Source organism: Hydrogenophaga sp. RAC07 (genome assembly GCF_001713375.1).
Classification (GTDB): domain Bacteria; phylum Pseudomonadota; class Gammaproteobacteria; order Burkholderiales; family Burkholderiaceae_C; genus Hydrogenophaga.
On the sequence record NZ_CP016449.1, the window covers coordinates 446,256 to 459,347 of the forward strand.

Here is a 13,092-nt window from a genome sequence, read left to right on the forward strand (position 1 = left end):
CATGCACGACCAGCACGTTCTCATCCTCGGCCTGGGCGCCTCCGGCCTGGCCATGGCACGCTGGTGCGTGCGCCAGGGTGCGCACGTGACCGTGGCCGACACGCGCGAGCAGCCGCCGCAACTGGCCGTTCTGCGCGCTGAATGCCCGCAGGCCACGTTTGTGAGCGGTGCCTTTGACGATGCTTTGATGGCGAGCGGCGAATGGACGCTGATCGCGCGCAGCCCGGGGCTGGCCCCCGCCTCGCTGCAAACGATGTTCACCTGGGCCCGGTCGCACAACGTGCCCGTGCTCGGTGAACTGGGCCTGTTCGCCCGCGCCTTGAAGACCCTGGCCGAACGCGAGCGCCTGCCGTACCGCCCCAAGGTGCTGGCCATCACCGGCACCAACGGCAAGACCACCGTCACGTCACTCACCACCTTGCTGCTGCAGCGCGCGGGGGTGCCGGTGGCCATGGCCGGCAACATCGGCCCAGCCTTGCTGGACGTGTTGTCCGCCGCGCTCGATGCCGAGGCCGTGGCCCAGCAGGCCGACGACGAACGTGCGGCCGCCGAGGCCCTGACCGAAGCACCGGTGGTGACCGAGCCAGTGGGCACAGAGAGCGAGACGCTCGACGAAGTCGAACCTGCCGAAGACGAAGCACCCGTGCCCGCAGCCGAAGCCGACGAAGAAGGCATGGCCATGCTCGTGCCGCCCCCCATCGAGCCCCCCCAGCCGTTGCACCTGCCCCGGGTGTGGGTGCTCGAACTCTCCAGCTTCCAGCTGGACGGCGCCGCCGGCAGCGACTGGGACCCCTTGCCCACGGCCGCCAGCGTGCTCAACATCACCGAAGACCACCTTGACTGGCACGGCAGCATGGCAGCGTACACGCAGGCCAAGGCGGCGGTGTTCGGCACGCAGGCGCTGATGCTGCTCAACCGCGACGACCCGCAGGTCATGGCGTTGCAACCTGGCCTGGTCACCGTGAAGGTGGGCAACCGCAACCGCCAGCAGAGCGCACGGCCCTGGGCCAGCTTCGGCCTGGACGCGCCCACGCGTGCCGGCGACTGGGGCATTGAGACGCTCAACGGCATGGCCTGGCTGGTGCGCGCATTGGCCCTGGACGAGACGCGCAAGCGCGGTCGTGCAGCCGACGAGGCCGAGGAGGTGTATTTCCAACGCTTGATGCCTGTGGATGCCTTGCGCATCCGCGGCCGCCACAACGCCGCCAACGCGCTCGCTGCGCTGGCGCTCGCCACGTCCACCGGCGCCGCGCTCGGCCCCATGCTGCACGGCCTGCGCGAATACCGCGGCGAGCCGCACCGCGTGGAGCCGGTGGCCATCATCGACGAGGTCGAGTACTTCGACGACAGCAAGGGCACCAACGTGGGCGCCACGCTGGCTGCGGTCAACGGCCTGGGTGCCGAGCGCCGGCTGGTGGTGATCCTGGGTGGCGACGGCAAGGGGCAGGACTTCGCACCGCTGGCCGAACCGCTGGCGCGCTTCGCGCGCGCCGTGGTCTACATCGGCCGCGATGCCGCGCGCATCCGCGAAGCGGTCGGCGAAGCCCTGACCGACGAACACATCCCCCAGCTCGATGCCGCCACGCTGCCCGAGGCGGTGACCTTGGCGGCGCAGCAAGCCCGCTCGGGTGACGCGGTGCTGATGTCGCCCGCGTGCGCCAGCCTGGACATGTTCGACAACTACGAACACCGCGCCCGCGTGTTCGTGAGCGCGGTGTCGGACCTTGCCACCGAGCGCGGCATGAGCCTGGAGAGTGGCCTGTGAAGAAAAAATCCGTGCCCACCCTGACCTGGTCGCAGCGCCTGCGCGAAGGCCTGGCCGCGCTCAACCCACGCCTGCTGGGCCGCGACCTGGCCGGCGCACTCGCGGGCGGCTCGTCGCGCGACGGACTGCCGGTGCGCCTGTCCAACCGCACCTACGCCGGCACGCGCAACGTGGCGGTGCGCGAGCTCGGCTTTGACCAGCCCCTGCTGTGGGTGGTGGTGGCGTTGCTGGCCTGGGGCCTGGTGATGGTGTATTCCGCGTCGATCGCGCTGCCCGACAACCCGCGTTTTGCCAACTACGCGCACACCCACTTCGTGATGCGCCACGCGATCTCCATGGCCATTGGCCTGGTGGCGGCCATGGTGGCGTTCCAGTTCCCCATGCGCAGCTGGGAAAAGATGGCGCCCTGGATGTTCGCCGTGGCGTTGGTGCTGCTGGTGCTGGTGCTGTTCCCCTTCATCGGCAAAGGTGTGAACGGTGCGCGCCGCTGGATCTCGCTGGGCATCATGAATTTCCAGCCGTCCGAACTCGCCAAGCTGGCCGTGCTGCTCTACGCCGCCGACTACATGGTGCGCAAGATGGACGTGAAGCAGCGCTTCTTCCAGGCCGTGACACCCATGGCGGTGGCGGTGGCGGTGGTGGGCATGCTGTTGCTGGCCGAGCCCGACATGGGCGCGTTCATGGTGATCGTGGTGATCGCCATGGGCATCCTGTTCCTGGGCGGCGTGAACGCGCGCATGTTCTTCCTGATCGCGGCGGTGGTGGTGTCGGCCTTTGCGCTGATGATCATGGCCAGCGAATGGCGCCGCGAGCGCATCTTTGCCTACCTCGACCCCTGGAGCGTGGAGCACGCGCTGGGCAAGGGTTACCAGCTCTCGCACTCGCTGATCGCGTTTGGCCGCGGCGAGATCTTTGGTGTGGGGCTGGGCGGCAGCGTGGAAAAACTGCACTGGCTGCCCGAAGCCCACACCGACTTCCTGCTCGCCGTGATCGGTGAGGAGTTCGGTCTCGTCGGCGTGCTGGTGCTCATCGGCCTCTTCATGTGGCTCACGCGCCGCATCATGCACATCGGTCGCCAGGCCATCGCGCTTGACCAGGTGTTTGCCGGCCTGGTGGCGCAGGGCGTGGGTCTGTGGATGGGCTTTCAGGCCTTCATCAACATCGGTGTGAACCTCGGTGCCTTGCCCACCAAGGGCCTCACCTTGCCGCTGATGAGTTACGGCGGCTCGGCCATCTTGTTGAACCTGGTGGCCATTGCCATCGTTCTCAGGGTCGACTACGAGAACCGCCAGATGATGAAGGGAGGCCGCTCATGACCTCACCTTGCGCGTTGATCATGGCGGGCGGCACGGGCGGCCACATCTTCCCCGGGCTGGCCGTGGCCGAAGCCCTGCGCGAGCGCGGCTGGCGCGTGCACTGGCTGGGCGCGCCCGCCAGCATGGAAAGCCGGCTCGTGCCCCCGCGCGGTTTTGCGCTGGAAACCATCGATTTCGGCGGTGTGCGCGGCAAGGGCGTGGTCACGCTGGCGCTGCTGCCGCTGCGCCTGCTGCGTGCCTTCTGGCAAGCCCTGCAGGTGGTGCGCCGTGTGAAGCCCGACGTGGTCGTGGGCCTGGGCGGCTACATCAGTTTTCCCGGCGGCATGATGGGCGTGCTTGCCGGCAAGCCGCTGGTGCTGCACGAGCAGAACTCGGTGGCCGGCATGGCCAACAAGGTGCTGGCCGGTGTGGCCGACCGGGTCTTCACCGCCTTCCCCAACGTGTTCAAGAAGGCCCAGTGGGTGGGCAACCCGCTGCGCGCGCCGTTCCTGCAACAACCCGCGCCCACCGAGCGTTTTGCCGGTCGCAGCGGCGTGCTGCGCCTGCTGGTGGTGGGCGGCAGCCTGGGTGCGAAGGCGCTCAACGACGTGGTGCCGCAGGCACTCGCCCTGATTCCCGAGCCGCAGCGCCCCACGGTGGTTCACCAGAGCGGTGAAAAACAGATCGACGCCCTGCGCGCCAACTACATCGCCGCCGGCGTGCACGCCGAACTCACGCCCTTCATCGACGACACGGCCCAGGCCTTTGCCGACGCCGACCTCATCGTCTGCCGCAGCGGCGCCAGCACCGTGACCGAGATCGCCGCTGTGGGTGCAGCCGCGCTGTTCGTGCCCTTCCCCGCAGCGGTGGACGACCACCAGACCACCAACGCACGCTTCCTGGTGGACGCGGGCGCGGCCTGGCTGGTGCCGCAAAAAGAACTCAGCCCCCAGCAGCTCGCGCTGCGTTTGCAAAGCCTGCAGCGCGAACAGTTGGTGGCCATGGCCGAGAAGGCCAAACAACTGCAGAAAACTGAAGCCGTGGCGGCCGTGGTGTCCGCCTGCGAGCAACTCGCGAAAGTCCCGAACACATGAAACACGCCATTCGCCATATTCATTTTGTTGGCATCGGAGGCGCCGGCATGAACGGCATCGCCGAGGTGCTGCTCAACCAGGGTTACCGCATCTCCGGCAGCGACCTGGGCGAGAGCACGGTCACGCGCCGGCTGGTGGCGCTGGGTGCCGAGGTCTTCATCGGCCACGACGCTGCCCACATCGAAGGCGCTGACGCCATCGTCACGTCGACTGCGGTGAAGGAAGACAACCCCGAGGTGGTGGCCGCCCATGCCAAGCTGGTGCCGGTGGTGCCGCGCGCGGTGATGCTGGCCGAGCTCATGCGCATGAAGAAGGGCGTGGCCATTGCCGGCACGCACGGCAAGACCACCACCACCAGCCTGGTGGCCAGCGTGCTCGCTGCAGCCGAGCTGGACCCGACCTACGTGATCGGTGGCCGCCTCAACAGCGCCGGGGTGAACGCCGCACTCGGCTCGGGCGAGTACATCGTGGTGGAAGCCGACGAGTCCGACGCCTCGTTCCTGAACCTGCTGCCGGTGCTTTCGGTCGTGACCAACATCGACGCCGACCACATGGACACCTACGGCCACGACTTCGGCAAGCTCAAGGCGGCCTTCGTGGAGTTCCTGCACCGCATGCCGTTCTACGGCGCGGCCGTGGTCTGTGTGGACGACGCGGCCATCCGCGAGATCCTGCCGCAGATTGCGCGGCCCATCACCAGCTACGGCTTTTCCGAAGACGCGCAGGTGCGCGCCGTCAACGTGCGCGCGGTGGGCACGCAGATGCATTTCACCGTGCAGCGCCGCAACGGCGTGGAGCTGCCCGACCTCGACGTGGTGCTCAACCTGCCGGGCGACCACAACGTGCTCAACGCGCTGGCCGCCATCGGCATCGCGGTGGAGCTGGGCGTGGACGACGCCGCCGTGGTGCAGGCGCTGGCCGACTTCAAGGGCGTGGGTCGGCGCTTCCAGCGCTACGGCGATGCCGCGCTGCCCCACGGTGGCCACTGCACCGTGGTGGACGACTATGGCCACCACCCTGTGGAGATGGCGGCCACGCTGGCCGCCGCACGTGGTGCCTACCCGGGCCGCCGCCTGGTGCTGGCCTTCCAGCCGCACCGCTATTCCCGCACGCGTGACTGCTTCGAGGACTTCGTGAAGGTGATCAACCACGCCGACGCGGTGTTGCTGGCCGAGGTGTACGCCGCGGGCGAGAGCCCCATCGTGGCGGCCGATGGCCGTTCGCTGGCGCGTGCGCTGCGCGTGGCCGGCAAGCTGGAGCCGGTGTTCGTGGACGACATCAACGCCATGCCGCAGGCCGTGCTGGACAACGCGCAGGACGGCGACGTGATCCTGTGCATGGGCGCGGGCACCGTGGGCGCGGTGGCCGGTCGCGTGATGGAACTGGCGCAGGAAACCACATCGTGAAAACAAAGGACAACGCAGTGATCGATCCGAAGGCACTGGGCAAGGTGGCGGTCTTGATGGGTGGGCGTTCGGCCGAGCGCGAGGTCTCGATGATGTCGGGCACCGGCGTGCTGGCCGCGCTCAAGTCCAAAGGCGTGGACGCCCACGCCTTCGACCCGGCCGAGCGCAGCCTGGACGAATTGAAGCGCGAAGGCTTTGACCGTTGCTTCATCGCGCTGCATGGCCGCTTTGGTGAAGACGGCACGGTGCAGGGCGCGCTGGAGTTGCTGGGCATTCCCTACACCGGCCCTGGCGTCATGGCATCCAGCGTGGCCATGGACAAGCTCATGACCAAGCGCATCTGGATGGCCGAAGGGCTGGCCACGCCGGCCTGGCGCCAGGTGCACAGCGCCGAGCAGACCGTGGCGGCGTACCGCGCGCTGGGCACGCCCATGATCGTCAAGCCGGTTCGCGAGGGCTCGACCATCGGCCTGACCAAGGTCACCAGCGAAGCGCAGTGTGCCGCCGCCTACGAACTGGCCGCGAAGCAGGACCCATTGGTCATGTGCGAGCAGTTCATCGCCGGCGACGAAGTCACTTGCCCGGTGCTTGGCACGGGCGAAGGCGCCTGCGCGCTGCCGGTGATCCGCATCGTCGCGCCCGACGGCAACTACGACTACCAGAACAAGTACTTCACCGACGACACGAAGTACCTCGTGCCCTGTGGCCTGCCCGAAGGCGAAGAGGCGGTGATCCAGGCGTTGGTGCTGCGGGCCTTCAAGACGCTGGATTGCCGCGGTTGGGCGCGCGCCGACGTGATGATCGACGCCGCCACGCGCAAGCCGTATCTGCTGGAAATCAACACCTCGCCCGGCATGACCGGCCATTCGCTGGTGCCCATGTCGGCCCGCGCCACCGGCCTGTCGTACGAAGACCTGTGCGTGTCCGTGCTCGCGACCGCAGCCCTCGACAACCCGGCCTGATTGCACACACCACCATGGCCACCACCCCCATGCCCCTGGACGTCAAGCTCATGACCGCGCTCACGCAAGCGCTGGTCGTGTTGTTTGCCGTGCTGTGCCTGGGCGCTTTGGGCACCTGGCTGGTGCGCCACCCGGTGTGGACGGTCAAGGCCATCACGGTGCAGGGCGATGTGGTGCACCAGAACGCGGTGAGTTTTCGCGCGCAGTTGGCCACGCAGATGAAGACGCGCCTCTCCAGCAGTTTCCTCACCATCGACCTGCAGCAGGTGCGCGATTTGTTCGAGGCCGTGCCTTGGGTGCGCCAAGCCGTGGTGCAGCGTGAATTCCCCAACCGGCTGCGCGTGACGCTGCAGGAGCACCAGGCCGTGGCGTGGTGGGGTGAGTCCGGCTCGGGCCGGCTGGTGAACGAACTCGGTGAAGTTTTTGAAGCCAGCCCCGACGACAGCGACAACCTGCCCGAACTCGCCGGCCCGCCCGAGCAGTCGGCCCAGGTGTGGGCGCTGTACCAGCGCCTGCAAGCCGAACTGGCCCCGCTCGAGCTCGGCCTGGAGCGCCTGGAACTCACCGAACGCGGCGGCTGGCGCGCGCAGCTGGACAACGGAGCGCAGGTGGAACTCGGCCGCGGCACGCCCGACGAGCTGCTGGCGCGCACGCGCCGCTTCAGCGCCACGCTGTCCCAGCTCACCGAACGCTACACCGGTGCGCTGCAGTCGGTGGACCTGCGCTACCCCAATGGTTACGCCCTGCGCCTGCGCGGCGTGACCACCGTCACCGACATCGCTCCCAACGCAACGCAACCCACACGGTAATCAAGAAGCAATCATGGCCAAGGAATACAAGGATTTGGTGGTCGGACTTGACATCGGCACCGCCAAGATCATGGTGGTGGTCGCCGAGGTCCAGCCCAATGGCGAACTCAAGCTCGCGGGCCTGGGCGTGGCCGCCAGCCACGGCCTGAAGCGCGGCGTGGTGGTCAACATCGACGCCACGGTGCAGAGCATCCAGCAGGCACTGAAAGAGGCCGAGCTGATGGCCGACTGCCGGATCGCACGGGTCTACACCGGCATCACCGGCAGCCACATCCGCGGCATCAACAGCAGCGGCATGGTGGCCATCAAGGACCGCGAAGTCACCGCCACCGACGTGGCGCGCGTGATCGAAACCGCCAAGGCGATCAACATCTCGACCGACCAGCGTCTGCTGCTGGTGGAGCCGCAGGAATTCGTGATCGACGGCCAGGAAGTGAAGGAGCCGATCGGCATGAGCGGCATCCGCCTGGAAGCCAAGGTGCACATCGTCACCGGCGCCCAGAGCGCGGCGGAAAACATCATCAAGTGTGTGCGCCGCTGCGGGCTCGAAGTGGACCAGCTCATGCTCAACCCGCTGGCCAGCAGCCAGGCGGTGCTGACCGACGACGAGAAGGAACTCGGCGTGGCGCTGGTCGACATCGGCGCCGGCACCACCGACGTGGCGATCTTCTCGGGCGGCGCGATCCGCCACACCGCGGTGATCCCGATCGCGGGCGACCTGATCACCAGCGACATCGCCATGGCGCTGCGCACACCCACGAAAGACGCCGAAGACATCAAAGTGGAAAGTGGCTGCGCCAAGCAGCTGCTGGCCGACCCGGACACGCAGGTGGAAGTGCCCGGCCTGGGCGACCGCGCCCCGCGCATGCTCAGCCGCCAGGCGCTGGCCGGCGTGATCGAGCCGCGCGTGGAAGAGATCTTTTCGCTGGTTCAGCAGGTGCTGCGCGATTCGGGTCACGAAGAAATGTTGTCCTCGGGCATCGTGCTCACCGGCGGCAGCGCAGTGATGCCCGGCATGGTCGAACTCGGGGAAGACATCTTTCTGAAACCCGTGCGCCGGGGCGTTCCCAACTACGCGAGTGCCCTGTCCGACATGGTGGCGCAGACGCGCGCATCCACGGTGATGGGCCTGCTCGAAGAAGCGCGCCTGGCGCGCGTGCGCGGGCACAAGGTGTCGCAAAAGGCGGGCTCGGTTCAAGGCGCGCTGGAGCGCATGAAAAACTGGTTTGTGGGGACTTTTTGATGAAACACCTCCGCCACGCTGCGCGTGACCCCCTGAAGGGGGCGGCATCTGAGGCCCGGCAAAGCCGGTTCCTCGGTGCCTCTGGACTGGACCCTGGCGTTCGAAGGCGACGACGAGGACGGTGTGCCGAACACACCGGACCGCCTGGATAACCCCGACCTTGATCCGAATCCGAAACGTTTTTTTGAATCACCAGCGCCCATCCACAGGCACACAAGGAGCACACCATGAGCATCGAAATGATTGAAGTCGAAGAATTCAACCTGGGCACCCAGATCAAGGTCATCGGCGTGGGCGGCGGCGGCGGCAACGCGGTCGAGCACATGATCGCGCGCAGCGTGCAGGGCGTGGAGTTCATCTGCGCCAACACCGATGCGCAGTCGCTCTCGCGCAGCGCCGCGCACAAGACCATCCAGCTCGGTACCACCGGCCTGGGCGCCGGCAGCAAGCCCGACAAGGGTCGCGACGCCGCCGAAGTGGCCGTGGACTCGATCCGCGAAGCCATCGCCGGTGCGCACATGCTCTTCATCACCGCCGGCATGGGCGGCGGCACCGGCACGGGTGCTGCACCCGTGATCGCCCGCGTGGCCAAGGAAATGGGCATCCTGACCGTGGGCGTGGTCACCAAGCCGTTCGACTGGGAAGGTGGCCGCCGCATGACCAACGCCGACCACGGTCTGGCCGAACTCGAGGCCAATGTGGACTCTTTGATCGTGGTGCTGAACGAGAAGCTGCTCGAAGTGCTGGGCGACGACGTGACGCAGGACGAGGCCTTTGCCCACGCCAACGACGTGCTGAAAAACGCCGTGGGTGGCATCGCCGAGATCATCAACGAGTACGGCAACGTGAACGTCGACTTTGAAGACGTGCGCACGGTGATGGGTGAGCCCGGCAAGGCCATGATGGGTACGGCCGTGGCCGCCGGCCCGGACCGCGCGCGCATCGCCGCCGAGCAGGCCGTGGCCTGCCCGCTGCTGGAAGGCATCGACCTCTCGGGCGCCAAGGGCGTGCTGGTGCTGGTCACCGCGGCCAAGGGTTCGCTCAAGCTGTCGGAGTCGAAGCTGGCGATGAACACGATCCGTGCCTACGCATCGTCGGAAGCGCACGTGATCTACGGCGCGGCCTACGACGACAGCCTGGGCGACGAGATGCGTGTGACCGTGGTGGCCACAGGTCTGTCGCGTCAGGGCATGCGCCGCACAGCGCCTCCGCTGCAGGTGCTGCGCACCGGCACCGACAACGTGCCGTTCAATGTGCCGACCGTGAACACCGCCGTGGGTGGCCCGGGCGCAACCCAGCCGGACTACAACTCCATGGCCGTGCCCAGCGTGTGGCGCACCAACCGCACCCAGGCCGCGGCCAAGGTGGACGCGTTGGCTTCGGGTGGCATGGACGATTTCGAGATTCCTGCTTTCCTGCGCAAACAGGCGGATTGATTGGGGATTCGGGTGCGGGTGCGGGGGCATTTCGCGCCTGCACCCTCGCGGGCACGTGAGCGCATGGCGCTCTGCTCCGCTAATGTCCCCCGGCGGCTGGAGCCGCCTCCTCCTTTATTTCGCTGCGCAGAGCGCCATGCGCCCACGCGCCTGAAGTGTTGGAACAAGCCCTCACGAGTGCCAACGAGGTCATCGGCGGCCATGGGGCACGGCGCAGCGAAGTAAAGGAGGAGGGGCCAAAGGCCCCGGGGGACATTCGCGGAGCCGTGCCCCGTGGGCGCCGATGACCGGACCCACCGGAGAAAACAGGAAGGCAGGAAGAGCGCCTTCACTATCGCGGCCATCACGATTCCCAAAAGCGCCAAAACGTCGCAAAACTTAAAATCCACCCCATGCTCGCGCAACGTACTCTCAAATCCCTGACCAAAGCGGTGGGCGTCGGCCTGCACAGCGGTCAGCGCGTGGAGCTCACCCTGCGCCCGGCCCCGCCCGACACCGGCGTCGTCTTCCGCCGCGTGGACTTGCCCGACCCGGTGGAAATCGTGGTCAATGCCACCGCCGTGACCGACACGCGCCTGGCCTCCACCATCTCCAACGGCAACGTGAAGGTGCACACCATCGAGCACCTCATGAGCGCTTGCGCCGGCCTGGGGCTGGACAACGTGTATGTGGACATCACCGCCGAAGAAGTGCCCATCCTCGATGGCTCTTCCGCATCATTCGTCTACTTGCTGCAGAGCGCCGGCATCGTGATGCAGAAGGCGCCCAAGCGCTTCATCCGCGTCACCAAGCCGGTGGAAGTGCGCGAAGGCGAGGGCCGGAACGTGAAGTGGGCGCGGCTCGATCCGTTCCATGGCTACAAGCTCGCTTTCGAAATCGAGTTCGACCACCCCGCCGTCAACTCCACCGGTCAACGCGTGGAGTTCGACTTTGGCAGCGGCCAGTACGCCCGCGAAATCGCGCGCGCCCGCACCTTCGGCTTCACCAAGGATGTGGAGGCCATGCGCTCGCACGGTCTTGCACTCGGTGGCGGGCTGGACAACGCCATCGTGATGGACGACGTGAAGGTGCTCAACGCCGATGGCCTGCGCTACCAGGACGAGTTCGTCAAACACAAGATCCTCGACGCCATGGGCGACCTCTACATCGTGGGCAAACCCCTACTGGCTGCGTACAGCGCGTTTCGCAGCGGCCATGCCATGAACAACCAGCTGCTGCGCGCCTTGCTGGCGCGCACCGACGCCTGGGAGATCGTGAGCTTCGAGCAGGACCGTGAAGCGCCGCAAGGCTTCGCGCAGCTGGCGCCGGCCTGGTAAACAGGCCCATGCTGCTGTTTCGCTGGACCGTTCTTCTGCTGCTGATCGCAGCGGGCGTGTGCTTTGCGTTTTACGTGGGCACCGGCCAGGCCCGCTTCCGCACCTGGGGCGTGATCATCCTCAAGTGGACAGTGATCGCCGCGTTGGGTTTTTTCGCGGTGCTGGTGCTCGAGCGGCTCTTGTGAGCCGCCATCGCGGCCGCTTCACGCCTGCTCGCGCAGGTCCCTGATGAAGGCGCTGAAGAGTTTGAGGCGCTCGGTGTTGATCAGACCGATCTTCAACTCCACCGGCAGCTCGTTGCCCTCGCGGTCCACCAGCAGTCGGCGCATGCGCTGACCCACGAAAGGCGCGCTGCCCGTCTGGTGGAACGCTGCCAAAGCCTCGATGAACGCCACCTGGTAACGCACGGGCACCACGAGGTGCGCCAGCGATTCCCCCAGCGCTTCGTCGGCGCGCCAGCCAAACAGCTTTTCCGCCTGGGGGTTCCAGTCGGTGATGCACCCTTCGAAGTCCATGCCGATGAAGGGCTCCTGCGCGGTCTCGATCACCGCACGGGTGCGGGCCTCGCTGTCGTCCATGCGCTCGAAGCTGCTCTGCAGTTCGGCGGTGCGCTCCATCACGCGGCGCTCCAGCGACACGTTGAGCTGGCGCAGCTCCTCTTCGTTGTGTTGCAGCGTCTTCACCATGCCATTGAAGGCCGTGCCCAGAATGGCCACCTCCTCGTAGGCGTTGGACGCGGGGGCCTTCACCGCATAACCCGCTTCCAGCCCGCGCGCCACGTCGGCCAGGTCGAGCAGCGGGCGCGTGATCCAGCGCGCCAGACCCCAGCCCAGCAGAGAGAACAGCAGCGCCGCCAGCAAACCGCCCATCAACATGCGCCGGTGCAGCTGGTCCACCGGGCCGTAGGCTTCCCGCAGGTCCTGGCGCACCATCACGCGCCAGCCCAGCCCGGGGTAGTCCCCAAATCCCTGGTCGCTGCTGAAGCCCACGAGGTAGTCCTGACCATCGGGCCAGGTCTCGCGCACAAACCCCTGTTTGCCCTGCAAGGCTTCATCGACGCTGCGCAGCTGGAGCACCGTGCCTTCCACCTCGGGCGGGCCGAGCAACACCGCGCCTGTGCTGGAGATGATCAACGGGTCAATGGTGCGGTTGCGGCCCACGGGCACAAAGATCGCCTGTTCGATGTCCCGTGCCCACTTCCACGAGAGGTGCACACCCAGCACACCGGTGATCTGGCCGTCGTTGTTCTTGAGCGGGAACGCGATGTCGACAAACCGCATGGGCTCACCGCCCGGGCTGCCCATGAGCTGGGCCAGCAGCAGGGCTTCGTGCACGTCGCCCATGGCCTGGCCCTTGAGCGCGTTCTGAAACCACGGGCGCTGCGACACGTCGGCGCCTTCGAGCATGTTGCGCGTGGCGGCCAGCACCTTGCCCGACGGGTCGGTGACGCCGATCCAGGCGTAGGTGGGATAACTCTGTTGCAGTGCGTCGATCTCGCGCTTCACCACGGCCAGGTCCAGCGGACCGTTCAGTCGGTTGGCGATCAGGCGCACCTCGCGGTAGCGCTCGAACATGGACTGGTCCAGGCGGCTGGTGGTCTGGTTGGCCAGTTCGGCGAGGTTGGTGCCGATGCTGCGGCGCACCTGGGTGCTGGCGGTGCGGTCGCTGAAGACGGTGAGCAGCACCGTGAGCAGCAACGACAGCGAGGTGAACGCCAGGGCGAGCCAGGCACCCAGGCTGAAGCGGCGTTGTGCGAGCTGGAACAT

At 67.1% G+C, this 13,092-nt stretch carries 11 protein-coding genes; 10 read left to right on the forward strand and 1 reads right to left on the reverse strand.

Going from position 1 to position 13,092, the window contains the following annotated elements; genetic code table 11:
• Position 1: 1 nt before the first annotated feature.
• The 10 genes from murD to BSY239_RS22580 all read left to right on the forward strand — a co-directional run bounded on the left by murD (position 2) and on the right by BSY239_RS22580 (position 11,511).
• A complete protein-coding gene (murD, locus tag BSY239_RS02030) occupies positions 2 to 1,765 on the forward strand; it encodes a UDP-N-acetylmuramoyl-L-alanine--D-glutamate ligase (RefSeq protein ID WP_069045368.1) in 1,764 nt (587 codons plus the stop codon).
• Positions 1,766 to 1,836: 71 nt separating this feature from the next.
• Positions 1,837 to 3,081: a putative lipid II flippase FtsW gene (gene ftsW / locus BSY239_RS02035; protein WP_442905795.1), complete on the forward strand. Its 1,245-nt coding sequence runs from the start codon at positions 1,837 to 1,839 to the stop codon at positions 3,079 to 3,081.
• A complete protein-coding gene (gene murG, locus BSY239_RS02040) occupies positions 3,078 to 4,154 on the forward strand; it encodes an undecaprenyldiphospho-muramoylpentapeptide beta-N-acetylglucosaminyltransferase (RefSeq protein WP_069045369.1) in 1,077 nt (358 codons plus the stop codon). The genes ftsW and murG overlap by 4 nt, the downstream gene beginning before the upstream one ends.
• Positions 4,151 to 5,560 (forward strand): UDP-N-acetylmuramate--L-alanine ligase, encoded by a 1,410-nt coding sequence (gene murC / locus BSY239_RS02045; RefSeq protein WP_069045370.1) that lies wholly within the window; start codon positions 4,151 to 4,153, stop codon positions 5,558 to 5,560. The genes murG and murC overlap by 4 nt, the downstream gene beginning before the upstream one ends.
• Entirely contained in the window at positions 5,557 to 6,522 is a 966-nt protein-coding gene (locus BSY239_RS02050; protein WP_257784869.1) for a D-alanine--D-alanine ligase, read from the forward strand. Before murC ends, BSY239_RS02050 begins: the two co-directional genes overlap by 4 nt.
• Positions 6,523 to 6,536: 14 nt before the next feature.
• Positions 6,537 to 7,331, forward strand: a complete 795-nt coding sequence (locus tag BSY239_RS02055; RefSeq protein ID WP_069045371.1) for a cell division protein FtsQ/DivIB — start codon at positions 6,537 to 6,539, stop codon at positions 7,329 to 7,331.
• A gap of 13 nt (positions 7,332 to 7,344) precedes the next feature.
• Positions 7,345 to 8,574, forward strand: coding sequence for a cell division protein FtsA (gene ftsA / locus BSY239_RS02060; protein ID WP_069045372.1), 1,230 nt, complete (start codon positions 7,345 to 7,347; stop codon positions 8,572 to 8,574).
• Positions 8,575 to 8,801: 227 nt separating this feature from the next.
• On the forward strand, positions 8,802 to 10,010 hold the full coding sequence (gene ftsZ / locus BSY239_RS02065; RefSeq protein ID WP_069045373.1) for a cell division protein FtsZ: 1,209 nt from the start codon (positions 8,802 to 8,804) through the stop codon (positions 10,008 to 10,010).
• Between the two features lie 392 nt (positions 10,011 to 10,402).
• Positions 10,403 to 11,326: a UDP-3-O-acyl-N-acetylglucosamine deacetylase gene (gene lpxC / locus BSY239_RS02070; RefSeq protein WP_069045374.1), complete on the forward strand. Its 924-nt coding sequence runs from the start codon at positions 10,403 to 10,405 to the stop codon at positions 11,324 to 11,326.
• Positions 11,327 to 11,334: 8 nt separating this feature from the next.
• Complete coding sequence (locus tag BSY239_RS22580) at positions 11,335 to 11,511, forward strand: hypothetical protein (RefSeq protein ID WP_172823058.1); 177 nt, start codon at positions 11,335 to 11,337, stop codon at positions 11,509 to 11,511.
• 18 nt (positions 11,512 to 11,529) lie between these two features.
• On the opposite strand, the gene BSY239_RS02075 is transcribed toward BSY239_RS22580, so the two are convergent.
• A complete protein-coding gene (locus tag BSY239_RS02075) occupies positions 11,530 to 13,092 on the reverse strand; it encodes a cache domain-containing protein (protein ID WP_069045375.1) in 1,563 nt (520 codons plus the stop codon).

Excerpts from the sequence above, each read along its gene's own strand:
- BSY239_RS22580 (WP_172823058.1), top strand. The coding sequence starts at position 11,335 with ATGCTGCTGTTTCGCTGGACCGTTCTTCTGCTGCTGATCGCAGCGGGC.
- murD (WP_069045368.1), top strand. The coding sequence starts at position 2 with ATGCACGACCAGCACGTTCTCATCCTCGGCCTGGGCGCCTCCGGCCTG.
- murG (WP_069045369.1), top strand. The coding sequence starts at position 3,078 with ATGACCTCACCTTGCGCGTTGATCATGGCGGGCGGCACGGGCGGCCAC.
- ftsZ (WP_069045373.1), top strand. The coding sequence starts at position 8,802 with ATGAGCATCGAAATGATTGAAGTCGAAGAATTCAACCTGGGCACCCAG.
- ftsA (WP_069045372.1), top strand. The coding sequence starts at position 7,345 with ATGGCCAAGGAATACAAGGATTTGGTGGTCGGACTTGACATCGGCACC.
- lpxC (WP_069045374.1), top strand. The coding sequence starts at position 10,403 with ATGCTCGCGCAACGTACTCTCAAATCCCTGACCAAAGCGGTGGGCGTC.
- BSY239_RS02075 (WP_069045375.1), bottom strand. The coding sequence starts at position 13,092 with ATGTTCCAGCTCGCACAACGCCGCTTCAGCCTGGGTGCCTGGCTCGCC.
- BSY239_RS02055 (WP_069045371.1), top strand. The coding sequence starts at position 6,537 with ATGGCCACCACCCCCATGCCCCTGGACGTCAAGCTCATGACCGCGCTC.
- murC (WP_069045370.1), top strand. The coding sequence starts at position 4,151 with ATGAAACACGCCATTCGCCATATTCATTTTGTTGGCATCGGAGGCGCC.